The organism is Naasia lichenicola, assembly GCF_004801885.1.
GTDB lineage: Bacteria > Actinomycetota > Actinomycetes > Actinomycetales > Microbacteriaceae > Naasia > Naasia lichenicola.
Window position 1 is genome coordinate 750,998 of sequence record NZ_SSSM01000005.1, and the last position, 23,388, is coordinate 774,385.

Sequence of the window (23,388 nt, forward strand, 5' to 3'; positions counted from 1 at the left end):
GTCCGTGCTCGATTCGTCGGGAGAACCGGATCCGGAACGCGGACCAGGACGCGTGAGAACTACGCTCGACCCATGTCAGCCGACGAGAAGTTCCCCGTCCCCTCCGGCACCGGGTGCGTCGAGTGCCTCGCGACGGACAGCTGGTGGCTGCACCTGCGCCGCTGCGTCGACTGCGGACACATCGGCTGCTGCGACACCTCTCCGAATCAGCACGCCACCAAGCATGCGGGGGAGACGGGGCACCCCGTGATCCGCTCGTTCGAGCCGGGGGAGGGCTGGTACTGGAGCTACCCCACTGACGCGTTCGTCCTCGGACCCGCGGTGCCCGACCCGCAGTGCCACCCGGAGGACCAGCCCGTTCCCGCGCCCGCCGAGCGCGTTCCTGCCGACTGGGAGTCCCTGCTCAACTGATCCAGCGGGTTCGGACGGGGGCAGTGGAGGACCGTATTAGGTAAGGCTAAGCTTAGTCGATGCTCGGCGTATCGGCGACTGGAATAGCGGCTGCCCGACCCGTGGGCGCTCCGGGGAAGGGGCGCTACCGCCGATCGGGGCCGGTCCTGGCCTTCGCGATCCTCGGTGCCGGCGTCCTGATCGCCGCAGTGGTCAGCCTCATGCTCGGCAGCAACCTCATCGACCCTGTGTCCGTCGTCGGCCGGCTGGTCGACCCCGCGAGCGATGCCGGTGCCATCGTCTGGGGTTCGCGGGTGCCGCGGACGGTGCTCGGCCTGCTCGTCGGGTTCTGCCTCGGCATCGCCGGAGCCGTGATGCAGGGTCAGACCCGCAACCCGCTCGCCGACCCGGGGATCTTCGGCGTCTCCGCGGGAGCGAGCCTGGCCGTCGTCGGCGGGATCTACGTCCTGGGCACCACCTCCGTCCTGGCGACGCTGTGGCTGGCACTGGCCGGAGCGGTGGTCGCCAGCATCCTCGTCTTCGCCATCGCGGCGATCGGCCGCGGCATCGCCAGCCCGGTCCCGCTCGCCATCGCGGGCTACGCGGTCTCGTCGCTGCTGATCGCCGTCACCAGCTATTTCGTGCTGGCGAATGAGACGACGCTCGCCGCCTATCGGATCTGGGTCGTCGGCGCCCTGTCGAGCAGGCAGCTCGCGGGCACCGAGCCCGTCGTCGCCTTCGCGGTGGTCGGCCTGATCTTCGCAGCGGCCAACGTCCGGTCGCTCAACAGCCTCTCGCTCGGCACCGAGCTCGCTCAAGGACTGGGGGAGAGCCTGCTGCGCGCCCGGCTGGTGGGCCTCGCCGCGATCACCCTGCTCACCGCGAGCGCCGTGGCCGTGACGGGGCCGATCGGCTTCGTGGGTCTGACGGCGCCGCACATCGCGCGGGCGCTCGTCGGCGGTGACCACTACCGGCTGCTGCCCGCCTCCGGCCTCGTCGGCGCGGTCGTGCTGCTGCTCTGCGACGTCGTCGGACGGATGATCGGCGGCACCTCGGAGGTCCCGTCTGGAGTAGTGCTGACCGTGCTCGGCGGCATCGTCTTCATCGTCATCGTGCGCCGCGGACGGATGGCGGCACTGTGACCGGCACGGACGTTCGAGCGGATACGGCGGCACCCACCGCTGCTTCGCCGGGTAGGGGAGCACGGCGGCGGGAGCTGCGGATCCTGGGGCGCCGCATCGACCTGCAGGTCCTGGTCGTGACCGTCGTCGTGCTGGTCGTCGTCGTCTTCGTCGCGCTCCTCGGCATCGTCGCCGGGTCCTCCTCGCTGACCATCCCGGACGCGCTGCGCACCCTGCTGGGCGCAGGCACCGGCGCGGAGCAGCTCATCGTCTTCGAGCTGCGGCTGCCTCGCGTGGCAGGCGCACTCGTCGTCGGCTGCGCGCTCGGAATCGCCGGTGCCCTCACGCAGACGTTCGCCCGCAATCCGCTCGCCACCCCCGACATCATCGGCGTGACCTCCGGTGCCGCCTTCGGAGCCGTCGCGGTCATCGTCTTCTCCGGCGGCGTTTACGCCGTGGGAGCGGGAACGCTCTCGCTCGGAGTGCCGCTCGCCGCCACTCTGGGGGCGCTGATCACGGCCGCCATCGTCTACGGGCTGTCCTGGAAGGGCGGGGTCGACAGCTTCCGCCTCATCCTCATCGGCATCGGTGCCACCGCGACTCTGATGGGCCTGATCCGCTGGTTCATCGCCCGCGCGCAGCTGGTGGAGGCGGCGACCGCGTCCCAGTGGCTGGCCGGAAGCCTGTCGGGGATCTCCTGGACCAGCGTGGTCCCGGTCGTGGTCGTGCTGCTGATCGTCACGCCGATCGCGATGACCCAGACCTTTGCGCTCGAGATCGGCCGACTCGGCGACGACATGTCGACGGGCCTCGGAGTCGCTCTGCAGCGGCATCGGATCATCGTGATCGCCTGCGCGGTCGTGCTCGCCGCCGCCGCGGTCTCGGCGGCGGGGCCGATCGAGTTCATCGCCTTCGTGGCGCCGCAGATCGCCCGCCGCATCGCCGGCACCGGGCGGCCGCCCTTGCTGCTGTCCGGATTCATGGGCGCGCTCGTCGTGGTGGGCGCCGACCTGATCGCCCGTGCGCTGCTTCCGTCCCCGGTGCCGGTCGGCATCATCACCGCCATCGTCGGAGCGCCCTATCTGATCTGGCTGCTCACCCGACGCAAGGAGAGGGAGACACTCCGATGACCGCAACGTCGCAGAACCCGACGCCCGCCAGCACGCCCGCCAGCACGACGGCCGACGACGGGACCGATGGCCCGCAGGGCGCGCGCCCGGACGGGGTAGCGCTCCAGGCGCGGGCCATCACCCTGGCCTACGACAAGGCCGTGATCTTCGAGGGCCTGGACCTCAGCGTCGGGCAGGGCGAGATCACCACGCTGATCGGAGCGAACGGGAGCGGCAAGTCCACCATCCTCAAGGCCTTCGGCAGGCTGCTCAGCCCGACTGCCGGCACCATCGAGCTGCATGGGACGCCGATGCGGTCGCAGTCGGCCCGCGCCGTGGCGCGTCAGCTGGCGATCCTCCCGCAGAAGCCGCTCACCCCGACAGCGACCTCGGTGCGCGACCTCGTCTCGCGCGGACGGCACCCTCATCAGAGCCTCTGGCGTCCGTGGACCGCCGGGGACGCGGCGATCATCGACGCGGCGCTCGCCGCCACCGGACTGCTCGAGCTCGCCGACCGCGACGCCGGATCGCTCTCCGGAGGCCAGCTGCAGCGGGCCTGGATCGCTCTGGTGCTGGCGCAGGAGGCTCCGACCATCCTTCTCGATGAGCCGACCACCTTCCTCGACCTCAGCCATCAGCTCGACGTGCTGCGTCTCGTCCGCAGGATCAACCGAGAGCGCGGCTCCACCGTGGTGATGGTGCTGCACGATCTCAGCCTCGCCGCGCGGTTCTCGGATCGCCTCGTCGTCATCGGCCGGGGCCGGGTGCTGGCCGACGGGGCGCCATGGGATGTGCTCACCCCGGAGGTGCTGCACGATGCCTTCGATCTCGAGGCGCTTGTGATCGCCGATCCCGCAACCGGCACGCCGTTGGTCGTTCCGGTGGAATTCGAGACGGAGGAGGGCTCCGTGATGCGCTCGTTATTAGGTTCGGCTAACCTAACCTTGTGAACCCAGCTCAGGCGCTGCGCCGCCCCGCCCGCATCCTCGTCCCCCTGCTCGCCGCGACGCTCGCGCTCACGGCCTGCTCGTCCACCGGCTCACCCGCTGACACCAGCGACGCCGCCGCGGAAGGGGGATGGAGCTACACGGACGACACCGGGAAGACCGTCACCCTCGATGCCGCGCCGGAGCGGATCGCGAGCTACGCCGATTACGCGATCGGCCTGCTCAGCTATGACATCAGCCCGGTCGCCATCTTCGGCCGGGTCGACGTCGCGAGCGACTTCCGCTTCGACGACTACGACATCTCGGATGCCGCCATCGTCGGCAACTCGTACGGCGAGGTCGACCTGGAGGCGCTCGCGGAAGCGGCGCCCGACCTCATCGTGACGGGAATCTATCCGACCGACCGCGAGGGGACGCTCGACCTCGAGGGTCCGCTCTATGGCTTGGCGGACGCAGAGCAGCAGGCCCAGCTCGAGAAGATCGCCCCGATCGTCGCGATCGAGATCGGCGGCGACGGCCTCGAAGTGGTGGAGAGCATGAACTCACTCGCCGAAGCCCTGGGTGCCAGCGATGAGGCGGTGGCAACGGCCAAGGAGGCGTTCGATGCCGCATCAGCGGACCTTCAGGCGGCGTCCGAGGAGACCGGCCTCGAAGTGACGCAGCTCTACGCGGATGCCGACGGCATCTACGTCGTCAAGCCGGAGGATGAGCCGGAGACCCAGCTCTACGGCCAGTTCGGCGTCGACTTCACGAACCTCAACCCCGATGGGGACTACTACTGGGACATCTACAGCTGGGAGAACGTCGGCCAGATGATGACCGGCGACGTCCTGCTGACCAACATCGAGGGCTTCCAGCAGGAGGACCTCGCGGCGCAGCCGACCTTCGCCGACTCGCCAGCGCTCAAGGCCGGACAGGTGCACACCTGGCAGAGCGCGGCGCTCGATTACGCGTCGCAGGCGGCGCACATGGAGGAGCTCGCTGAGATCCTCCGCAGCTCGGTGAAGGTCTCCTGACCGACGCTCTCTCGTGAACGGCCCGGAGGGCCCCGAAGCTTCATGACTTCGGGGCCCTTCGGCGTCCCGCGACATCGGTCGGAGTCCGACCATGCCCAGGGATACATTGGGTCTGCCATGGTGGTTCGCACTACCAAGTAATATAGTTCGTGATACCAACCAATTGGGGGAGATCATGGCGCAATACGAACCCACCGATGACCGACTCGTCATGGACAAGCTCGTCGAGGCGTCCTTCCGGATCACCGGCATGCTGACCCGCCTAGCGGCCGCGAACGATCTCTCGCTCACCCAGCTGCGGGTGCTCGCGATCCTGCGCGGCCGTCGACCGCGAATGGCGGGAATCGCGCAGGAGCTCGGCCTGGATCGCTCGACCCTCACCGGTCTCGTCGACCGAGCGGTCACTCGCGGCCTAATCGAGCGGATGGGGGATCCTGACGATGGCCGGATCGTCTATCTGGCCCTGACCGACGTTGGTCGGGACCTGGCGGACCGGCTCTCCTTCGAGATGTCCGACGCGGTCTCGGCGCTGACCGGACTCCTGGGCGGCGCCGAGCGCGCGGATCTGCTCTATCTCCTCCGCCGCATGCTCGATCCAGAGCCCGAGCTCTGAAGGCTTCCCACCGGGTGAGAAGCCGAAGAGTGCGGGAATGGCGGCCGCGTGACCGCATTCTTCGGCTTCTCGGCGTTCGCCAGGCGTGTGCCGACGCGGCAAGCTGATCTCATGCCCTACGTCGACACCCGCGGCGTGTCCGCCTACTACGACGTGACCGGCGAAGGTGAGCCGGTCGTCTTCCTGCACGGCGGGTTCTGCTCCGCGGAGGTCATGCGGACGCTGTCCGAGCAGCTGCGCGGGTATGCCGTGCTGGCTCCCGAACGGCCGGCGCATGGGCGCACGCCCGACCGGCCCGGACCGTTCCACTATGCCGACGGAGTGGCCGACACGGTCGTCGTGCTGGATGCGCTCGGATGGGATTCGGTCCACGTGCTGGGCTTCAGCGACGGCGCGGCCGTCGGCCTGCTGCTTGCGCTGGAGCATCCCGGTCGCGTGCGGTCGCTCGTGCACATCAGCGGCAACATCAGCACCGGTGCCGACGTCTATCGGGCCGCGGACGATCCCACGGTCACGCTGCCGGAGGAGCAGTGGGACCGGATCGCCGCCGAGAACGCGCGACTCTCCCCGCACGCCGCCGAGAACGCCGCCGACATCTCCCAGCGGATCACGCAGATGTGGGAGACCGAGCCGAACATCGATCCCGCGGCGCTGGCGGAGCTCTCTATGCCGGTGCTCGTGATGGCGGGCGACAGCGATGTCATCGCCCTCGAGCACACGACTCTCATCCATCGCAGCATCCCGCAGTCGCGGCTGGCCATCGTCCCCGCATCCACTCACATGCTCGTCCGCGAGCGTCCCGCGCTCATCGGCCTGATGCTGCAGGAGTTCTTCGACGGCGTGGAAGCGACCGCCCGATCGGCGGATCGACCGGCGGATCGACCGGCGGATCGGCCCCTCGAGGTCTAGAGCCAGATCGTGGACAGGATGAGGGTGGCGACCGGTAGAGCGAACGCCAGCGCGTTGAAGCCGAGCAGCCTGGCCTCGCCGCGAGCCAGATGGAAGACGATCGCGCCGATCTGGACGACCACGAGGCCGAGTGCCGCGACGAACGCGAGGGCCGGCGCGATGCCGGTCAGCGGGGGCAGAATCAGGCCGATCGCGCCGAGCACCTCGACGATTCCGATGGCGCGCACGATCGGCATCCGCGCGGTCGCCACCCACGTCATCATCTGCTGCAGCTGCTCGCGAGAGCGCACGATCTTGATCCCGCCGGAGAAGAGGTAGAGCGCGGAGGTCAGGCCGGCGACGATCCAGTACGCGATGAGCACGGTTCCCCATGATGGCCGAAACCGAGGTCCATCCCGACCGCTGCGGGGCGCGGCGGATCGGCGGCATCGAAGAGTGGCCCTCCTGGCCTTCGGGTGACAGGGTTGAGCGGGTGGCCACCATCGTGCTGTTCCATTCCGTGCTCGGCGTGCGACAGGGGGAGCGGGACGCCTCGGCCCGGCTGAGCGCCGAGGGACACACCGTGCTCGTGCCGGATCTGTACGACGGACCGGTCTTCGACAGCTACAAGCGGGCGATGGGCTTCGCGAGCGTGCTGGGAGACGAGAAGCTGGGCGGCCGGGCGCTGGCCGCCGTCGCCGATCTGCCCGACGGCTTCATCGTCGGCGGCTTCTCCCAGGGCTCGTCCGTGGCCTACGGAGTGGCGACTCAGCGCCGGGTCGGAGCGCTTCTCCAGTTCGCCGGCGTCAACCTGCTCGAGTGGTTCGGTGCCGATGCGGCCCTGCCGGCAGGCCTCGACGGGCAGGCGCACTTCATGACCGACGACTCCTTCCGCGAGCCTCAGTTCGAGGAGCAGGCGATCGCCGACGTCGCGAAGGGCGGCGGGCGCCTCGAGGTGTTCGAGTATCCGGGCACCGGACACCTGTTCACCGATCCGACCCTGCCGGACGAGTACGACGCCGAGGCGACCGAGCTCATGTGGTCGCGGGTGCTTCCCTTCGTGGCCGCCCACTGATCGGAAAGTCGGTTCACGGTAGATGGGGTGAAGTGGCGCGCGCCGCGTTGGCATGGGACGCGCGCCACGGCTCAGAGAGCGGCCGAACGGGCGCCGCGGCGGTTGGGCGGCTCTATCGGCGCTGCATCCACAAAGGTCCGCGCCAGCATCTCGCCGTCGGGTGATGTCAGCCAGATGAGCAGCCGGGCGGGACCACCCGGTGGCTGGATCGCGACCTCGACAGCATCCGACACTGCGAACGGATGAGCCGTCACCTGCTCTGACGAAGCATCGGCTTTCAGCATTGCCATCGTCGCGAAGGGTCTCCCCGACTCCACCCATGCCACGTGGATCTCGCCGGTGACCGCATCGCGACCATGATGCGAGACCCGCACGCCGATCGTCGACGGGGATTCCGGCACGTCGATGTCCGCCCCTGCCCGTGCCGGAACGAGGTCCACGATGAGCACTGTCGAGGCGTTGCTGTCGGCCGGGGCCAGCCCGCCCCAGTCCTTGCGCCGCCGGTCCGAAGCGACCAGTCCAGCGGCCTCGTGTTCGACGTCGGCGAGCTCCGTATAGACGTATCCGGCGAACCGGTCATGTCTGCGAAGCTCCTGTGTCTGCCAGCGCACATGCCATGCCCGCTCCAGGCTGGTGAAGCCCTCGCCGAACTCGCTGTTGAGGATCGGCTTGCCGGTACGCGGGAACTCCTCGGACCCGTAGAGGCTCTTGTCCACGACGAAGTCCGGCCCGAGCTTCACCGGCCACTCGTGCTCCCGGCCCGCGGCGAGGTCGGCGACATGCCGCGCCCAGATAGCGGGGTCCGGCTCGTAGTAATGCCAGTCGACCAAGTCGGACCGCACGTGCGCCCAGCCTGAATTCTCCACGATGGGGCGCGTGCGGTCGATCTCCGCGAGCACGTCATAGGCGTGCGCTGCCGCCGCTGCGCGGTCGCGGCTGCCCGGGATGTCCCAGTCGAGGCCCCACTCTTCGTTGTAGAGACCCCAGACGATGATCGACGGGTGGTTGCCGTCGCGCTCGACCATCGGAACGATCTGGGCTTCGAACGCCGCTGCGGCCTCTTCGCTGAAGCGGCTGGGGCAGGCGGGCTCCGCCCAGACGAGCATGCCCAGCCGGTCCGCATGGTGCAGCCAGCGCGGCTCCTCGAACTTGAGGTGCTTGCGGACGAGATTGAAGCCGAACTCGCGTGCCAGCTGAAGGTCGCCGACGAGTGCGTCGTCATCGGGGGCGGTCAGGCCTGTGTCAGGCCAGTAGCCCTGATCGAGCACACCGCGCATGTAGAAGCGCTCGCCGTTGAGGTAGAGCTCTTCGCCGCGCACCTCGATCGTGCGCAGTCCGGTGCTGGCAATGACGCGGTCAGTCGATCCGCCGACCTCTGTGATGATCTCCACCCGGTACAGGTACGGGTCGGTCGGTGACCAGACGCGCGGAGTCCTCAGCTCGAGGCGTCCGGACGCCAGCCCGCCCGCGTCCGTGGTCAGTGTGACGGCGACGTCCTCGATGCGCGCGGTGACTGCAGCACCGGCCACCGCATCGCCGGCCAGACGGACTGACACGTCGATGCCGGTCCGCGAGTCGCCTCGCAGCTCGACGAGCTCGGCGTAGGTGCGGCCGCGAGCCTCGATCCAGACGCTCTGCCAGATTCCGGACGTCGGGGTGAAGGAGACGCCGTCGTAATCGTCTCGAGGCACTGACCGCTGCTTGCCATGAATCAGCGAGCGCTTGTCGGCGGGTGCCTCGACCTCGACGACCAGCTCCGCGTCACGACCCGGCGTCACATGGTCCGTGATGTCGATCTCAAAGGATGTGTAGCCGCCCACATGCTCGCCGACGAGGCGCCCATCGATCGAGACGATGGCTCGATGCCAGACGGCCCCGAAGGACAGCACGATCCGCGATCCCGCCCATGACGAAGGCGTGGAGATCGAGCGTCTGTAGGTCGCTCGTTCGAGCCACGTCCGTGAGATTCCCGACGCCTCTGTCTCCCAAGCGAAGGGGACGACGATGGAGGCGGTGCCGTCGATGCTCTCGAAGTCCCATGTCCCGTTCAGGCACAGCCAGCGATCCGAGCGGTCCATATCGGGCCGCGGGTACTCGGAGCGCGGAATCCCAGAAGGCCCGGAAGGCTGCAGTTCGGTGTCATCGGTTGAATCGATCGACGATGCGGTCGAGTCGGCAGTCAGAGTCATGCGGTTCAGCCCTTCACGCTTCCAGCGAGGATTCCGTTGATGAAATGCCGCTGCAGCGCGATGAAGAGAACGAGCAGCGGGATGAGTGCGACCGAGCTGGCGGCGAGCAGCTCGCCCGTCACAGTCGCGTAGTCGGCGCCGATCCGGTTGCCCGTGATGTTCTGCGCCAGCGTCGAGAGGACGACCTGCAGGGTCGCCCTGGCGTCGGAGCTCGCGATCACCACGGGCCAGACGAAGTCGTTGTAGATGTTCATCAGTGTGAGGACCGCGAGCCCGGCGATGCCAGGTCGGATGACCGGCAGCACCACCCGCCAGAAGATGCCGAACTCGCCGCAGCCGTCCACACGGGCGGCGTCGAGCAGCTCGTCGGGCACGGCGGCGATGACCTGACGCATCCAGAAGATGGCGAACGCGTCCACCGCGCCCGGCAGGATCAGCGCCTGGTACGTGTTGACCCAGCCCAGCTGCTTCATCTCGAGCAGCAGGGGGATGATCAGCACGATCGTCGGCAGCATGAGCGTGACCAGCACGGCGCCGAAGATCAGGTTCTTGCCCCGGAAGTCGTACTTCGCGAAGGCGTAGGCGGCGAGTGGAGCGCAGAAAAGGGTGATGGTGCCCTTGACGAGCAGCACGATTCCGGTGTTGACGAAGCCCGATCCGATCGGCACGTCCTCGAACATCGCCGTGTAGTTGTCGAGCGTGAACGTGGTCGGATCGAAGCTCAGCGGTGCGCGGATGATGTCGTTGGCCGGTTTGAAGGCCGACAGCAGGGCCCAAACGACTGGCGCGAGGAAGCCGATGGTGAGCAGGATCAGGAATACCTGGGCCACGATCATCCCGCCATGTCGACCGCGGCGCGGTTTGCTGACGAGCTCGGCGGCGTCCGCTCGGCCGTGGCCGGTGGCGGTCTCGTGCAGGGCGCGGGCGGTGGCCGTGATCGGCGTCGGTGTCCTATGGATCGTCATCGCGTCAGTCCTTCGCCCGCAGCAGTCGCACGAACACGAGCGACAGCGCCATCACGATGATCACGAGCAGGAACGAGTTGGCCGCGCCGGTGCCGAGGTCGCCCCGCGTGATGTGGTTGTAGAGGTAGTAGCCGGCCGTGGTCGTCGAGTTGTACGGCCCGCCCTGGGTGACGACGAACGGCTCCGCGAACATCTGGAAGACCGCGAGGGTCTGCAGCACGACGGCGAACATGATGGTGCGGCGCAGCAGCGGCACGGTGATGCTCCACAGGGTGCGCAGCCGGGAGGAGCCGTCGAGTTCGGCAGCCTCGTAGACCGACGAGTCGATGGACTGCAGTCCCGACAACAGGATGATGACGATGAATCCGGTCGTCTTCCAGATGAAGAGCAGCGCGAGGGTCGGCTTCGACCATTCGCTCGTGGTGAGCCAGCCGATGTCGGGGATTCCGACGAGGTTGAGCACACTGTTGACGGCGCCGTAGTTCTGATCGAACGCGACGACCCAGATCTGGGCGATCGCGACCAGGGGAGTGACGAACGGCACGATGAACGCGATCCGGTAGATGCTGCGCAGTCTGAGCTTCGCGTTGTCGAGCAGCACGGCAGCGAGCAGGGCGATCACCAGCTGCGCGGGGATGATCAGCAGCCAGAGCACCCCGGAGTTCGCGAGCGAGCCCCAGAACCCGGAGTTGCCGAGCAGGTAGGTGTAGTTGTCCCAGCCGACCCATTCGGCGGCGCCCGAGCCGCGCCAGTTGGTGAAGCTCAGGCGTGCCGTGAAGACGAGCGGATAGATGCTGAAGGCGAGGAAGATCGCGACGAACGGCGCGACGAAGAGGTACGGCGCGAGGCCGCGCTTCGCTCGTGCCGCGGTCATCGGGCGCTTGCGTGCCGGCGTGATGATCGGACGCTTCGCTCGCGGAGCGATGAGGGTGCTCATGTTCACCTCGCTTTCGGGGTCTGGGAGAGGGGACAGTGGTCGGGAGCCCTGACCGGGTGGGACCGCAGGCGACGCCGGAGCGTCGCCCGCGGGGTTCAGCAGTTCAGCTGCCTGACCGGCTGCCCAGCTGGACGATTCGACATACGGGCTACTGCCGATCGACGAGGTTCGACTGGATATCCGCGGTCGACTTCTCGATGACGTCGTCAGGTGTCAGCTCGCCGTCCAGCATCCGCTGGATGTCGTTGCCGAGGTAGTCCACGGCGCCGGCCCACCAGGTGGGGATCGGTGCGCTGCGGGGGATCTCGGCTCCGGCTTCGGTGGCGACGGCCCAGAGGTCCTGCCCACCCAGCGCTTCGACGGGGGCGAAAAGCGGCTTCGACGAGTCGGCGGCGGGCTGATAGCTCGGAATCGATGTGTTGAGGCCGTCCGGGTAGACGTCGTTCGGGCCCCAGACCGCGGTGTAACCGGCTTCGTCGAACATCAGGAACTTGTAGAACAGCCAGGCCAGCTCGGAGTTCTCGCCGTCCTTGGGCAGAGCGAACGAAGACCCGCCCATTGCGCCGCTGCGTGCTCCGCCCGGCTCGAACGCCGGCAGTGGCATCGCGCGCCAGTCACCGGAGGTCTCGGGCAGCAGCTGCTGCGGGGCGAAGCTGAACCAGATGGCCCAGGGGTAGAAGACCTCGTTGCCGTTCTCGAGCGAAGCGATGTCAGTCGGGCCGAGGTACTCGGCGCGGGTGCCGAGTCCGTCCTTCTGCACGGTGTCGAGGAAGCCGAGGATCTGGCGGTATTCGTCGGAGTCGAGGCGCAGGTCGCCGTTCTCGTCGGCGAGGCTGGTGCCGAGCTGGCTCGCGTACATCTCGAGCTGCAGCTGCCCGAGGAACGGCGACTGCTCCAGGTGGATCGGCTGTGAGCCGGGGACCTTCGCCTGGTACTCGGTGGCCGCGGCGAGCAGGTCGTCATAGGTCTCGATGCTGGTCGCGTCGATGCCTTGGGCTTCGAGCGCGGTGGCGTTGTAGTAGAGCAGGCCGGGGTTCGAGTCGAACGGGACGCCGTAGATGCCGCCGTCCACGGAGTTGACGTCGACCTTCTGGGGCGCGATGTCGTCGACGTAGGGCGCGAGCACATCGCTGAGGTCCCACATGTAGTCGGAAAGGCCCGCGATCTTCGCGTCGTCGAGGAAGACGCCGTCTGGAACGTCGGTTCCAGTGATGAGGGTGTTCTGCAGCTTGGCGTCGATGTCGACTGCCTCGTGGTTGACGGTGATGTCGGGGTAGACCTGGTTGAAGTCTGCGATCGCGGCGTCGAATACCTCGTAGAGGTCGCCGGAGCGATCCCAGATGGTGATCTCGCCCGAGGGGGAGTCCTCGCTGGGCGCCTGCAGCTTGGAGCTGCTCGATGACTCGGCGGGGGCGGTGATGTCGGGTCCGCAGGCGGTCAGCCCGAGGACGACGGCGGCGGAAAGGCCGAGAGCGGCGATGCGCCTCGGGGAGGCGATTCGCCTCGGTGCATGGTGGTGCAAGTGACACTCCTTCGTGACGTGGCCCCGTTCGCGACCAGAGTCGCACCTCGACAGGGCCGATGCGTTTGCCAACGTGAGCAAAACCATAGACCTTCTTTGCTAACGTTGCAAACGCTATGCTGGAGCTTCATTTCGAGGAGGTGCCCCATGCCCGCAACGCTGCGCGATGTCGCCGAGCGCGCCCAGGTGTCGATGCGCACGGTCTCGAATGTGGTCAGCGGGTACACGCACGTCAGCGAGAAGATGCGCAAGCGCGTGCTCGAGGTCATCGACGAGCTCGACTATCGGCCGAATCCGGTCGCGCGATCGCTGCGCACCGGTCGGACCGGTCTCCTCGCCCTCGTGGTCCCGGAGATCGACGTGCCCTACTTCAGTGCGTTGGCCCGAGATGTGATCAACGCAGCCGCCGCCTTCGGCTATCGGGTGATGGTGGATCAGACCGGGCATGACCATGATCAGGAGCGCGAGCTTCTGACCGGTGCCGACCGCACGATGCTCTTCGACGGCATACTGTTCAGCCCGCTCGTCACCAAGGCTGAGTTGCTCGAGATGAGCTCGCCGACGCGGATGCCGATCGTGCTGCTCGGTGAGCACGAGTTCGACGGCCGGTACGACCACGTCGCCATCGACAATGTGCGTGCCGCTCACGATGCGGTGGCCCATCTGATCGCGAGCGGGCGAACGCGGATCGCGGCTATCGGAGCGCAGCCGCTCGAGGAGTACGCGACGCCGCAGCAGCGCACCGCCGGCTACGAGTCTGCGCTGAGCGAGGCGGGCATCGACATCGATCCGCGACTGGCCAAGCCGGCTGCGCACTACAGTCGGGCGGACGGGTATCGGGCTGCGGCGGAGCTGCTCGCGCAGTCGCGGCGGCCCGATGCGATCTTCTGCTTCTCGGACCTGCTCGCCATGGGTGCCATGCGCGCCATCTTCGACGCCGGGCTGAGCATTCCGGAAGATGTGGCCATCATCGGCGTCGACGACATCGAGGAGGGCCGCTATTCGAGGCCCTCTCTCAGCACCGTCTCGCTGGACACCGCGTTCATCGCCGAGCAGGCGATCGCCCGAGTGACGGCACGGATCGACGAGCCGGAGCTGCCGCCGCGGGAGGTCGTCGCTCCTCATGCTCTGGTTGTGCGGGAGAGCACCGCCCACTAGGTGCGGGAGGCGCGACTCGGGATCTCGCCGATGTGACGCGGATGGCCGGCTTGATTGCGTCTAGCCAGCCATCTGCGTCACACGGAACGGCGGGAGTCAGCCATCTGCGTCACTTCGACGCGCGTCAGCGAGCCATCAGCCCACGAGGTCGCGGCGCTCCCGCAGGTAGGTGACCACCGCGCGCACGCGGCGGTTCTCCTTCGAGTCCTCTCGCAGCCCGAGCTTGGCGAAGACCGAGCTGACGTGGGTCTCCACCGTGCGCTCCGCGAGCCACAGCCGTGCCGCGATCGCGGCGTTGGACAGGCCCTCCGCCATCAGCTCGAGAACCGTCCGCTCGCGCGCGGTCAGGGCGTCGAGCGGTCGAGGTGCCGCCGTCGGATGCAGCAGGGCCGCGATGACGGACGGATCCAGCGCCGAACCGCCCTTCGCGACCCGCTTCACCGCATCGAGGAATGCATCCACGTCGAGGATCCGATCCTTGAGCAGGTAGCCGAAGCCTCCGCCGCTCGTCACCAGGTCGACCGCGAACTCGGCCTCCAGATGCTGCGACAGCACGAGGATCCCGATCTCCGGATGGCGTCTGCGCACCTCGACCGCCGCGCGAGCCCCCTCATCCCGGAAGTCGGGCGGCATCCGGATGTCCGTGATGACGAGATCCGGCTCGTGCTCCGCGGTCAGCGCGAGCAGCATGGTGGCGTCGCCGCATCGGCCGACGATCTCATGGCCGTCGTCCTCCAGCAGGCCCGCGATGCCCTCCCGCAGCAGCACGGTGTCCTCCGCTATGACGATCCGCATGGCTCAGTCCTGTCCGACGAGACGAGAAGGATCGGATGCGGTCCCTGCCAGTGGCAGCGTCAGCGTGACGGACGTGCCCTCCCCGGGCTCGCTCGAGATGCGCACGGTCCCGCCGAGGGCCGCGGCCCGGTCCGCGATCCCCGTCAGTCCGCCGGACCCCGGGCGGGCGAGCGCGCCGCCGCGCCCGTCATCCCGCACCGTGAGCAGCAGCTCGTCGTCGGTCAGATCGCCGGTCACCGCGAGCCGCGAGGCGTCCGCATGCTTGATGGCGTTGGTGATGATCTCGCAGGCGATGAAGTACGCGGTATCGGTGACGCTGCTCGCGAGCGATGCGGTGGGCGGCACTCTCAATTCGATGGGGATGGGACTGTCCGTCGCGATGTCCTGCAGCGCCGCGGTCAGGCCGTCGTCGAGGCGGGCAGGGCGCAGGCCGCTGGCGATGCTGCGCAGTTCGGTAACCGTCGCCTGCACCTGTCCGACGGCGTTGTCCAGGGCAGGGGAGAGCACGCGCGCGTCGCCTGGCAGAGATCGCTGGATGCGCCGAAGTGCGACGCCGAGCACGATCAGCCGCTGCTGCGCCCCGTCGTGCAGGTCGCGCTCCAGCCTGCGGCGCTCCTCGGCGCCCGCCTCGACGATGCGGGCACGCGAACTCTCGATCTCGGCCAGATGGCGTCGCGTCTCCGAGTAGAGATGCAGGATGGCGAGGGGCACGGCGCTCTCGGCGACCACGGCGTCGAGGAGCTGCGGGGAGTAGCTGGTCTCACTCCGATGCTCGATGGCCGCGATCTCGACTCCGGCATAGGCGACGGCCGTCACGTGTCGCGGCGACTCGCGGTCCGGCACACCGGCCGATCCGTCGACCAGGCGCCAGATGCCCTCGTCTCCATCGAGCAGCCACACCCGTGCGGTCGGATCGCCGAGCGCCAGCCGCAGGCAGTCCTCGACCTCGTACGGGTCCACCCGTCCGCGGTGCAGTCGATCGCTGAACTCCCGGATGCGCGCGCGGGCTTTGACCGTATGGGGCGCGATGGCCCGGTCGACCAGCTTCTGCACGCGGGCGCGCGCGGAGAAGAACAGGGTGGCCGCGAGAGCCGTGGCGATCGCTGTGGTGGGCACCGATCCGCCGCCCGCCAGGAGTCCGACCAGGAGGGCGGCGGCGGCGAAGGTGACGGTGACGAGCGCGGCCAGCACCGCGTAGACCGCTGCCCGGTTGAGCAGGTGCTCGATGCCGTAGAGGCCGTGCCGCGTGATGGCCACCACGATCGCCGTCGCGACGGCGAGCTGAGCGAGATCGACCGGCAGGATGCTCCACATCAGCGGGATCGCATACGCGACCACGGCGAGCACGCAGGTCACGAGCGCGATCGGCGCCAGAACGATCACGCTGGCCAGCCAGAGCTGCTGCAATCGGGCTTCGCCTCCAGTGGTGCGGGTGCGGCGGAGCACGAGGATGACGCTGCCGATCATCGCGCCGAAGAATCCCAGCCAGCCGAGCAGGAAGAGCACGCTCAGCGCCGGCTCTCCCGCCGCCCAGAGCATCGGATTCGCCAAACTCTCGAAAGGCGGGGGAGTGTTCGTGAACGTCGTGATCGAGGTCGCGACTATCGCCCCAGCTGACACCAGCAGGCTCCAGAACAGCATGCGTGCAGCGCGGGTCGTGAGTCGTCCGGAAGGGAAGATCAGCGCGACCGTGACGGGCCAGCCGTAGAGCACCGGGAAGAGGGCGTTCGCAAGGACCGCAAGGGCCGCCCCCGTAGAGAGGTCCGCAGGTCCGACGACGGTGAGCACGAGGTGCGCCGTGCTGAACAGGGCGACGGATGCGGTGACGAGCAGCCCGATCCAGGCCATGAAGGCACCCACCCGGTTGCGGGGCTGCTGCCAGCAGATGAGCAGTGCGACGGCTGGTGCGGCGAGCGATCCGAGGTAGTCCAAGGGCACCAACCAGACCGGCATCTCGACCCAGCTGCCACCCGCGGCGACGTCGACCGTGATCCGATACACCAGCACGGCGAACGCCAGCAGCGCTCCTGCGAGCGCCGTCCACGCGCCGACCCGCGACGGAGTCGTCGAGTGCGCTCGCGGTCCGAACATGGGCTCATCCTAGGAACCGCACTTCGTCGGCCGCATCGCGGGAAACCCGCATCTTCGATCGATCATGACCGCCGGGCCGAAAGTCAGGACCTCAGGTAGACGCTGGCCACGGCTGTGACCACCGTGCCGGCGAGTGCTGCCGCATTCGTTCCCACCCGGAAGGCGAAGTACCGCTCCCACTGGGCGCGCACCTTCTCCCAGTCGGACGGCACGTCGGCGACCGTCCACGCCGACATGCGCCGGTTGATCGGCAGGTCTCCTCGCAGGATGGCCACGAGAGTCGCGATGAGCGCCGCCAGCGACACGACCGAGGCGATCGTCGCAAGCGCCTGACCGGAGATCGCTGCCGCGACCACGGTGGCCGACACCGCCAGCAGGCCCACCTGCATCAGCGGTTTCGCCAGTCTCGGCGCCGAGATGTCGAGCGCGTGCTTCACGGGGATGTAGGTGCCCGCCGATTGAGCCCGCAGCGCGGGGTTGAGCGAGACCTGGCCGAAGAGGTGCACTCCGAGGAGGAGCGAGACCAGGAAGAGTGAGCCGAGGGAGAGCACGAACAGCACCATGTGGCATCTCGTTCTTTCGATACAATGACCTTGTATTCAATTGAGGATGGACCCGTTGGAAGACCCTGTCAAGAGAGGTCGCACCTACGACGTGTCGGGTCGCCAGGAGCGCACCCGGCTCAGTCGCCAGAGGGTGCTGCGCGAGGCTCTCCGACTGATGAGCTCGAGCGGCTACGTGGCGACGACCGTCCCCCAGGTCGCAGAAGGGGCGGGGGTCTCCGTCGAGTTCATCTACAAGCAGATGGGCGACAAGGCGGCCCTGGCGCGTCAGGTCCTCGAATTCGCCCTGGTCGGAGACGACGACCACCTGGAGATGCGCGATCGACCGATCATCCAGCGGATGATCGAGGAGCGGGATCCCTTCCAGGTCACGATGCTCTACGCCGACATGGCTGGAGGAATCAACGCTCGAGCGGGCGCGTTCCTCGTCGCGCTCGCCGCCGCGGCTCCGACGAATCCAGCGGTCGAGGAGCTCTCGAAGCGCGCTGCCGTCTCACGGCGTGCCGGTGCGCGGTCGTTCGTGCGCGATGTCGCGGGCAAGACGGAGCTGTCGGTTCCGGTCAGCTCCGCCGTCGACGGTGTGTGGGCGCTGACCAGTCCAGAGCTGCATCGCATGCTCGTGGGGGAGCGGGGATGGTCTGAGGAGCGATACACGCAGTGGCTCGGTGAGACTCTGGCTCACGCCCTGCGGCTTGCGTGATGCGGTGACCTCGAGCGGGTGGCCCTGAGCTGGTGATCGTGAGCTGGCCACCGAGCGGGTGACCGATCCGGATACCGTGGTTGGGGGGACGCGCTCGCTCGGCGCGAATGGCTGCCTGCAGAAGGAGACCGGAAGATGACCGACCTCGATGCGAAGCAGGACAGGGTCTCGATTCCCGAGCAGCTCGGGGCACTCACGGAGTTCTGGTCGCAGCAGATCGTCGGCGAGGCGAACGGCACGCTGCTCAAGGTCGCCAAGGGGATCGGCTCCACTCGCTGGCACACCCATGACGATCAGGACGAGACCTTCCTCGTCTTCGAAGGCCACCTCACGGTGCAGCTGCGCGACCGGGACGTCGAGCTCGGGCCTGGTGACCTCTTGATCGTTCCGCAGGGCGTCGAGCACTGCCCCAAGGCAGACGAGGAGACGCGCTTCCTCATCATGGGCACCTCCGTGACCTCGAATGCGGCGGGTGGCAAGCCCGACTGGAGCGCCGCCGGCGGGCTGCCCGATACCGAACCGTCCGGGTCCTGACGGCTGCGCCGGCGCCGTGGAAGATCCGGGGACGGCCGCACTAAGCGTCCGCAGACTCGGCCGCTCCGACGGCCGCGTGGGTTCCGCGGCGGATCTTCAGAAGAGCGAACAGCGCGATGAGGAACCACAGCCCCAGTTCGAGCACGTTGGAGGCGACGAACAGCGCGGGGTGCAGCTCGCCGAGCGGCAGCGCCTGGAAGAGCACGATGTAGGCGAGCACGCCGATCGACAGCCAGAGCGGGATGGCCCGCGTGACGAGCAGCCCGACGACGGCGATCAGCACGCCGAGTGCCACCAGGATCGAGCCGACGACGATCGGCAGGAGCACCACGTCGAGATGCCCGTTGAGCAGGTCGAAGAGCGAGCGCCCCTGTGCTTCGGGCATGACGGCCGGGTCGGCGGCGAGCGCGAACGGCATCACTTCGGCGACGATCGCCGGCGTGAAGATCGAACCACCGACGAAAACCAGGGTGCCGCCGGCGAGGGAGGTCGCCGAACCGCGACCCAGCGAGACGAGGGAGATGGCCCCGGTCACGAACGTCAGCAGGAAGGTCGGGCCGCAGAGGAAGACGTTCATCGCCCAGTAGCTCGCGCCGAGCGGTGCGATGTCGTCGAAGAGGATGCCGCCCTGGAAGGGTGGCTCCCACGTCGAGAAGATGATCCGTCCGACCAGCGAGAGCACCATCGCGCCGAAGACCAGGGCGATGGCGCGGGGCCACGGCGATCGGGATCGGGGATGCGTTCGAACGATCCCCGTCGGGGGTGCGAGTTGTGCTGACATGGACTGCCCTTCGTCGGCTGCGCCGCACGTCGGCGCCGCCTTCGAGAGTCGCCCCTTCGCATCGGCTGCGGATCGTGGGCGCCCGCCCATTCGCCTGCGTGGCAGCACGGTGTTGCGTGGACCAGCGCCTAAGCGAGGTTCTACGAGGAGTCGGCTGTCCGCGGCACGCGCGGCGGGATCGCTCTTGCAGTGCCTCGTGCGCGGCGCAGCAGGATCAGGCCGTAGACGGCGAAGCCGACTGATGTGACGATCGCGAGCACGTCTCCGGGGTCGTGGAATCTGCTGAGGATCGTGGTGAAGTCAGCGGCCGCGTGGACCAGCATCAGCGGCCAGATCCAGCTGAAGCGGCACTGGAACGCCGCCAATGCGAAGCCGTAGCAGGCCGACGCGACGACGTTCAGCAGGATGTCGGAGGCCGTTCGATCCGTGGTGGCGAAGGCGGACAGATGCTGTGCGCCGAACAGCGCCGCCGTGAGCGCGACGGCGGCAACCGGCGGAAAGCTGAGCGCCATCCGGTGGAGGACCACCACGCGGCTGATCAGCTCCTCGTTGATGCCGACGAGCAGGAGCGTCAGCGCCCACCACCCGACGCCGGGCGCGCGATCCTCCAGTCCGAAGGTCGACCGGATCGCGGCTTCGGCGACGGGGAGGGAGAGAGCCGCGAGGGCCATCCATCCGCGCCATGCGGTGAGGAATCCGCTGGCCCGCCACAGGTGCAGCCGCGTGACGAGGATGACGGCGAACAGCACGCAGAGCGCGTTCACGAAGAGCCCGATCCACCATCCGGTGATGCCGACGATCGGCGCGACCGACGAGCCGGCCCAGATGAGGCCGAAGCGGAGGAGGTGGACGATCAGCCCGAACGCGACCGCCCGCATCCTGTCCACCCGGACACGCTAGCGACGCATCGGCACCCGTGTCAGTAGCCGCGCGAGATGGTGCGCGCGGTGGTCTCGATCCAGCGCTGGTCGGGACTTGCGACGCCGAGTCTGCGGCATTCCGATCGCAGCTCGCGCTCGACGATGTCGCAGGACGCGCCTCGCATATCGCGCGCGAGCGCGTTGACGGCAGTGGTGAGCTGCTGGCTGGGGCCACGGTGCCGCCTGCTGGTATCGGTCATGAGGCCACCTCATCATGCCCTCGGTATAGGGGCTATACCTGACACGCGTCGAAAAAGAATTGGGGCGCAGAATGCCGCCCCCGGAATTCGCAATGGCTCGATGAGTCGCCCTCCGTGCTGGCACGTATCTTGGGCACAGCTCCTGGCTGGCCGGCCTGAGGCGGCCTAGCCTCCGAGGCATGAACCGTCGCCTCTCTGCAGCATCGGTGGTCCTCATCGCCTTCGCGCTCGCCGTGACCGGATGCAGCTCATCCGCCCCCGCAACCGGTCCCTCGACATCTATCGTCAGCTCCGGCGTCGCTCCGGCGGAAGAGACGTCCGGCCCGGACTCCGCCGATGACGCGGGATCGGCCGATTCGACGGATGAGCTCGCCGCCGCGCTGGATGCGCTCATCCCGGGCCTCGGCGATGCGGATTCGCGGCCTGCGCAGGACATCTGCGGGATGCTCCAGCTCGGCACGGACCGCCAGACCATCGAGCTGACCGCCGCCGGTGGGTATGCGAGCTACGTCGAGGGCGGCATCATCGACGCAGAGCAGGCCTCGCAGATCGTCGACGTGGTGGCAGAGTATTGCTGAGAAACGCCGCCTGCTGAAGAGCGCCGCCTGCGGAGCGGTTCGCCCGGTAGCCCGATCCTGAACAGATCCCTTGAACATCGTGCTATCTGAGATGCGTCCGCATGGGTTCCGCTAGCGTGGTCTGAAGCAAGGGGAGTACTCCCGTCTGCGGTTCGTCCGTCAATACGGATCCGATGTCGGATCCCGGGCAGCCGGTCCTGTCACCCAGAGGTTCACCTCGGGCAGGGCGGAGGAGACCTTGGTGCCGTATCCGACACCAAGCCCTTTGGAGCACCCGCGTGCAGATCACTCCGCTCATCTGGATCATCACGATCGCCGTGACGATCGCATTCTTCGTCTACGAGTTCTTCGCCCACGTGCGCAAGCCGCACGAGCCGACCATCGGCGAATCCGCCCGCTGGTCCGCCTTCTACATCGGTCTCGCCACGCTGTTCGGTGTCGGGATCGGCGTCGTCTCGGGTTGGAACTTCGGCGGCGAGTACTTCGCGGGGTATCTCACGGAGAAGGCGCTGTCGATCGACAACCTCTTCGTCTTCCTCATCGTGATGACGGGGTTCGCCGTGCCGAAGGCGTATCAGCAGAAGGTGCTGATGATCGGCATCATCATCGCGCTCATCATGCGCGGCGCGTTCATCGCGGTCGGCGCCACCCTGATCGAGAACTTCTCGTGGGTGTTCTACATCTTCGGCGCGCTGCTGTTCGTGCTGGCCTTCCAGCAGATCCGCGGCAGCCACGGCGGCGACCCTGCGAACAACAGGTTCATGAGGCTCGTGCGCCGCATCCTGCCCGTCGACGACTCGTTCAACGAGGACAAGCTCACGGTCAAGCTGAATGGCAGGCGGTTCGTCACCCCGATGCTGCTGACCATCGTGGCGATCGGGTTCATCGACCTGGTGTTCGCGCTCGACTCGATCCCCGCCATCTACGGCCTCACGAGCGAGCCGTACATCGTGTTCACCGCGAACGCCTTCGCGCTCATGGGCCTGCGCCAGCTGTACTTCCTCATCGGCGGGCTGCTCGAGCGCCTGGTCTACCTGTCTCAGGGGCTCGCCGTCATCCTCGCCTTCATCGGCGTCAAGCTCCTCTTCCACGCCCTCCATGTGAACGAGCTGCCGTTCATCAACGGCGGGGATCCGATCCTCTGGATCCCGGAGATCCCGATCTGGTTCTCGCTGCTGTTCATCGGCGGGACCATCGCGGTGGCCACGGTCGCCAGCCTCACGAAGACCCGAGGCGACAAGCAGCTGGTCGACCGCCACTCGGTGGACGGGGAGCAGGTTGCGGTCGCGACGGATGGGACGTCCGACCGCGCGGCGCACTCGTCGCTGGAGGGCCGCTCGTCGTCTTCCCCCACCCACTCGACCCGAAAGGACGGCTCCGAATGAGCACCTTCGACCGACTCGCCCGCATCGCCAGGAAGGCGATCGCCACCGCCCAGCAGCAGTCGTCCGGTTCGGGTTCGGGTTCGGGCTCGGGGGACTGGCGCTCGATCGTGCGCAGTGCCGCCGACGCGATCACCGGCGATGGACGCGGCCAGCAGGGCCACGGACGGCAGGGCTATGAGCGCCAGGAGGCGGTCGCCTATGGCGCTCGCAACCGGTCGGAGGACTACCGTTCGTCGCCCCGGAGCGGTGCGGGATCGGTCGAGGATCGTCAGGCGATCGCACGCTATGACTACCTCATGCGCACGGCGGACCCCGAGCAGATCGAACGGGTGCACCAGGAAGCCTTCGCCCGGCTCACGCCGACTCAGCGCCTGCTCGTGCAGGAGCGGATGAACGAGGAGCTTCCCGCGCACGAGCGCCCGCGATCTGCGGAGCCGGCCGACCTCGCGCGGTCGGCCGCCCGATCAGAGGCGAGTCACCCTGGCGCGTTGCGCGGGCTGCTGGCCCGTGTCGGAGGATCGGGTGGCGGGCGTGGCGCGATGCTCGGCGGGGCCGCTGCCGCAGCGGGCCTCGGCTTCGCGGCCGGCGGCATCCTCACGGCGGTGGCCGGGGGAGCGATCCTCAGCACGGTCGCGGCCCCCCTCCTCGCGCAGGCGATGGACTTCGGCGTCGACTTCGATTCGCTCGCGAACGGCGTCGACCTCGGGTCGCTGGCCGATGGCGTGGACTTCGAGGGAGTCGGTGGGAGCTTCGCTGAGGCGGGCGGCGAGTGGACCGGCGATGCGGTGTCGGGCTTCGGCGATGTGGCCGGAGGACTGGGCGACTTCAGGCTGCCCGGACTGGATGATCTCTTCGGGCGGTAGAACTCAGCCGAGGATGCGAGGGTGACGATGTCGGGCTGAACGGCCCGG

Annotated in this window: 25 protein-coding genes; 14 read left to right on the forward strand and 11 right to left on the reverse strand. The window is 68.1% G+C overall.

Going from position 1 to position 23,388, the window contains the following annotated elements:
* Positions 1-72: 72 nt before the first annotated feature.
* From E6C64_RS14520 to E6C64_RS14550, 7 genes are all read left to right on the forward strand, one after another.
* Positions 73-411, forward strand: coding sequence for a UBP-type zinc finger domain-containing protein (locus tag E6C64_RS14520; RefSeq protein ID WP_136428191.1), 339 nt, complete (start codon positions 73-75; stop codon positions 409-411).
* Between the two features lie 59 nt (positions 412-470).
* A complete protein-coding gene (locus E6C64_RS14525; protein ID WP_136428192.1) occupies positions 471-1,532 on the forward strand; it encodes a FecCD family ABC transporter permease in 1,062 nt (353 codons plus the stop codon).
* Complete coding sequence (locus E6C64_RS14530) at positions 1,529-2,641, forward strand: FecCD family ABC transporter permease (RefSeq protein ID WP_199241045.1); 1,113 nt, start codon at positions 1,529-1,531, stop codon at positions 2,639-2,641. Before E6C64_RS14525 ends, E6C64_RS14530 begins: the two co-directional genes overlap by 4 nt.
* Positions 2,638-3,570, forward strand: coding sequence for an ABC transporter ATP-binding protein (locus E6C64_RS14535; protein ID WP_136428193.1), 933 nt, complete (start codon positions 2,638-2,640; stop codon positions 3,568-3,570). The genes E6C64_RS14530 and E6C64_RS14535 overlap by 4 nt, the downstream gene beginning before the upstream one ends.
* The gene (locus E6C64_RS14540; protein ID WP_136428194.1) at positions 3,567-4,583 is read left to right on the forward strand and encodes an ABC transporter substrate-binding protein; all 1,017 of its coding nucleotides are present in this window, start codon (positions 3,567-3,569) and stop codon (positions 4,581-4,583) included. Before E6C64_RS14535 ends, E6C64_RS14540 begins: the two co-directional genes overlap by 4 nt.
* Before the next feature lie 175 nt (positions 4,584-4,758).
* Entirely contained in the window at positions 4,759-5,196 is a 438-nt protein-coding gene (locus tag E6C64_RS14545) for a MarR family winged helix-turn-helix transcriptional regulator (RefSeq protein WP_136428195.1), read from the forward strand.
* Between the two features lie 111 nt (positions 5,197-5,307).
* A complete protein-coding gene (locus E6C64_RS14550; RefSeq protein WP_136428196.1) occupies positions 5,308-6,105 on the forward strand; it encodes an alpha/beta fold hydrolase in 798 nt (265 codons plus the stop codon).
* On the opposite strand, the gene E6C64_RS14555 is transcribed toward E6C64_RS14550, so the two are convergent.
* The gene (locus E6C64_RS14555; protein ID WP_136428197.1) at positions 6,102-6,467 is read right to left on the reverse strand and encodes a DoxX family protein; all 366 of its coding nucleotides are present in this window, start codon (positions 6,465-6,467) and stop codon (positions 6,102-6,104) included. The two genes, E6C64_RS14550 and E6C64_RS14555, sit on opposite strands and share 4 nt — an antisense overlap.
* A 110-nt stretch (positions 6,468-6,577) precedes the next feature.
* On the opposite strand from E6C64_RS14555, the gene E6C64_RS14560 reads away from it, so the two are divergent.
* Positions 6,578-7,159 (forward strand): dienelactone hydrolase family protein, encoded by a 582-nt coding sequence (locus tag E6C64_RS14560; protein ID WP_199241046.1) that lies wholly within the window; start codon positions 6,578-6,580, stop codon positions 7,157-7,159.
* Positions 7,160-7,230: 71 nt separating this feature from the next.
* Here the strand turns inward: E6C64_RS14560 and E6C64_RS14565 are convergent, their stop codons facing one another.
* The 4 genes from E6C64_RS14565 to E6C64_RS14580 all read right to left on the reverse strand — a co-directional run bounded on the left by E6C64_RS14565 (position 7,231) and on the right by E6C64_RS14580 (position 12,772).
* Positions 7,231-9,237: a glycoside hydrolase family 2 protein gene (locus E6C64_RS14565; protein WP_233255639.1), complete on the reverse strand. Its 2,007-nt coding sequence runs from the start codon at positions 9,235-9,237 to the stop codon at positions 7,231-7,233.
* 116 nt (positions 9,238-9,353) lie between these two features.
* Positions 9,354-10,313 carry a carbohydrate ABC transporter permease gene (locus E6C64_RS14570; RefSeq protein WP_199241047.1) on the reverse strand — a complete coding sequence of 320 codons (960 nt, stop codon included), beginning with the start codon at positions 10,311-10,313 and terminating at the stop codon, positions 9,354-9,356.
* Between the two features lie 4 nt (positions 10,314-10,317).
* Positions 10,318-11,250, reverse strand: coding sequence for a carbohydrate ABC transporter permease (locus tag E6C64_RS14575; RefSeq protein WP_136428200.1), 933 nt, complete (start codon positions 11,248-11,250; stop codon positions 10,318-10,320).
* 148 nt (positions 11,251-11,398) lie between these two features.
* Complete coding sequence (locus E6C64_RS14580) at positions 11,399-12,772, reverse strand: ABC transporter substrate-binding protein (RefSeq protein ID WP_233255640.1); 1,374 nt, start codon at positions 12,770-12,772, stop codon at positions 11,399-11,401.
* A 147-nt stretch (positions 12,773-12,919) separates the two neighbouring features.
* On the opposite strand from E6C64_RS14580, the gene E6C64_RS14585 reads away from it, so the two are divergent.
* A complete protein-coding gene (locus E6C64_RS14585; protein ID WP_136428202.1) occupies positions 12,920-13,930 on the forward strand; it encodes a LacI family DNA-binding transcriptional regulator in 1,011 nt (336 codons plus the stop codon).
* 135 nt (positions 13,931-14,065) lie between these two features.
* Here E6C64_RS14585 and E6C64_RS14590 read toward each other — a convergent pair whose 3' ends face one another.
* The 3 genes from E6C64_RS14590 to E6C64_RS14600 form a co-directional block, all read right to left on the reverse strand.
* On the reverse strand, positions 14,066-14,725 hold the full coding sequence (locus tag E6C64_RS14590; RefSeq protein ID WP_136428203.1) for a LuxR C-terminal-related transcriptional regulator: 660 nt from the start codon (positions 14,723-14,725) through the stop codon (positions 14,066-14,068).
* Between the two features lie 3 nt (positions 14,726-14,728).
* Positions 14,729-16,816 (reverse strand): sensor histidine kinase, encoded by a 2,088-nt coding sequence (locus E6C64_RS14595; protein ID WP_136428204.1) that lies wholly within the window; start codon positions 16,814-16,816, stop codon positions 14,729-14,731.
* A gap of 83 nt (positions 16,817-16,899) precedes the next feature.
* Entirely contained in the window at positions 16,900-17,379 is a 480-nt protein-coding gene (locus E6C64_RS14600; protein ID WP_136428205.1) for a hypothetical protein, read from the reverse strand.
* Between the two features lie 55 nt (positions 17,380-17,434).
* Between E6C64_RS14600 and E6C64_RS14605 the strand changes: the two genes are divergently transcribed.
* Complete coding sequence (locus E6C64_RS14605) at positions 17,435-18,079, forward strand: TetR/AcrR family transcriptional regulator (RefSeq protein ID WP_158437874.1); 645 nt, start codon at positions 17,435-17,437, stop codon at positions 18,077-18,079.
* Between the two features lie 135 nt (positions 18,080-18,214).
* A complete protein-coding gene (locus tag E6C64_RS14610) occupies positions 18,215-18,613 on the forward strand; it encodes a cupin domain-containing protein (RefSeq protein WP_136428207.1) in 399 nt (132 codons plus the stop codon).
* A 40-nt stretch (positions 18,614-18,653) separates the two neighbouring features.
* Here the strand turns inward: E6C64_RS14610 and E6C64_RS14615 are convergent, their stop codons facing one another.
* The 3 genes from E6C64_RS14615 to E6C64_RS14625 form a co-directional block, all read right to left on the reverse strand.
* Positions 18,654-19,394, reverse strand: coding sequence for a hypothetical protein (locus E6C64_RS14615; protein ID WP_136428208.1), 741 nt, complete (start codon positions 19,392-19,394; stop codon positions 18,654-18,656).
* Positions 19,395-19,534: 140 nt separating this feature from the next.
* Positions 19,535-20,272 (reverse strand): CPBP family glutamic-type intramembrane protease, encoded by a 738-nt coding sequence (locus E6C64_RS14620; RefSeq protein ID WP_233255683.1) that lies wholly within the window; start codon positions 20,270-20,272, stop codon positions 19,535-19,537.
* A 41-nt stretch (positions 20,273-20,313) separates the two neighbouring features.
* The gene (locus E6C64_RS14625) at positions 20,314-20,514 is read right to left on the reverse strand and encodes a hypothetical protein (RefSeq protein ID WP_136428210.1); all 201 of its coding nucleotides are present in this window, start codon (positions 20,512-20,514) and stop codon (positions 20,314-20,316) included.
* 179 nt (positions 20,515-20,693) lie between these two features.
* Here E6C64_RS14625 and E6C64_RS14630 point away from each other — a divergent pair, with 179 nt between their 5' ends.
* The 3 genes from E6C64_RS14630 to E6C64_RS14640 all read left to right on the forward strand — a co-directional run bounded on the left by E6C64_RS14630 (position 20,694) and on the right by E6C64_RS14640 (position 23,340).
* Positions 20,694-21,092 carry a hypothetical protein gene (locus E6C64_RS14630; RefSeq protein WP_136428211.1) on the forward strand — a complete coding sequence of 133 codons (399 nt, stop codon included), beginning with the start codon at positions 20,694-20,696 and terminating at the stop codon, positions 21,090-21,092.
* A 278-nt stretch (positions 21,093-21,370) separates the two neighbouring features.
* The gene (locus E6C64_RS14635; protein ID WP_136428212.1) at positions 21,371-22,477 is read left to right on the forward strand and encodes a TerC family protein; all 1,107 of its coding nucleotides are present in this window, start codon (positions 21,371-21,373) and stop codon (positions 22,475-22,477) included.
* Entirely contained in the window at positions 22,474-23,340 is an 867-nt protein-coding gene (locus tag E6C64_RS14640) for a cation-transporting ATPase (RefSeq protein ID WP_136428213.1), read from the forward strand. Before E6C64_RS14635 ends, E6C64_RS14640 begins: the two co-directional genes overlap by 4 nt.
* Positions 23,341-23,388 lie beyond the last annotated feature (48 nt).

Bases quoted from the DNA above. Each gene is read 5' to 3' on its own strand.
- E6C64_RS14610 (WP_136428207.1), top strand. From the start codon at position 18,215: ATGACCGACCTCGATGCGAAGCAGGACAGGGTCTCGATTCCCGAGCAG.
- E6C64_RS14535 (WP_136428193.1), top strand. From the start codon at position 2,638: ATGACCGCAACGTCGCAGAACCCGACGCCCGCCAGCACGCCCGCCAGC.
- E6C64_RS14585 (WP_136428202.1), top strand. From the start codon at position 12,920: ATGCCCGCAACGCTGCGCGATGTCGCCGAGCGCGCCCAGGTGTCGATG.
- E6C64_RS14550 (WP_136428196.1), top strand. From the start codon at position 5,308: ATGCCCTACGTCGACACCCGCGGCGTGTCCGCCTACTACGACGTGACC.
- E6C64_RS14520 (WP_136428191.1), top strand. From the start codon at position 73: ATGTCAGCCGACGAGAAGTTCCCCGTCCCCTCCGGCACCGGGTGCGTC.
- E6C64_RS14570 (WP_199241047.1), bottom strand. From the start codon at position 10,313: ATGACGATCCATAGGACACCGACGCCGATCACGGCCACCGCCCGCGCC.
- E6C64_RS14625 (WP_136428210.1), bottom strand. From the start codon at position 20,514: ATGACCGATACCAGCAGGCGGCACCGTGGCCCCAGCCAGCAGCTCACC.
- E6C64_RS14590 (WP_136428203.1), bottom strand. From the start codon at position 14,725: ATGCGGATCGTCATAGCGGAGGACACCGTGCTGCTGCGGGAGGGCATC.
- E6C64_RS14545 (WP_136428195.1), top strand. From the start codon at position 4,759: ATGGCGCAATACGAACCCACCGATGACCGACTCGTCATGGACAAGCTC.
- E6C64_RS14595 (WP_136428204.1), bottom strand. From the start codon at position 16,816: ATGTTCGGACCGCGAGCGCACTCGACGACTCCGTCGCGGGTCGGCGCG.
- E6C64_RS14575 (WP_136428200.1), bottom strand. From the start codon at position 11,250: ATGAGCACCCTCATCGCTCCGCGAGCGAAGCGTCCGATCATCACGCCG.
- E6C64_RS14525 (WP_136428192.1), top strand. From the start codon at position 471: ATGCTCGGCGTATCGGCGACTGGAATAGCGGCTGCCCGACCCGTGGGC.
- E6C64_RS14630 (WP_136428211.1), top strand. From the start codon at position 20,694: ATGAACCGTCGCCTCTCTGCAGCATCGGTGGTCCTCATCGCCTTCGCG.
- E6C64_RS14600 (WP_136428205.1), bottom strand. From the start codon at position 17,379: ATGGTGCTGTTCGTGCTCTCCCTCGGCTCACTCTTCCTGGTCTCGCTC.
- E6C64_RS14620 (WP_233255683.1), bottom strand. From the start codon at position 20,272: ATGCGGGCGGTCGCGTTCGGGCTGATCGTCCACCTCCTCCGCTTCGGC.
- E6C64_RS14565 (WP_233255639.1), bottom strand. From the start codon at position 9,237: ATGGACCGCTCGGATCGCTGGCTGTGCCTGAACGGGACATGGGACTTC.
- E6C64_RS14640 (WP_136428213.1), top strand. From the start codon at position 22,474: ATGAGCACCTTCGACCGACTCGCCCGCATCGCCAGGAAGGCGATCGCC.
- E6C64_RS14615 (WP_136428208.1), bottom strand. From the start codon at position 19,394: ATGTCAGCACAACTCGCACCCCCGACGGGGATCGTTCGAACGCATCCC.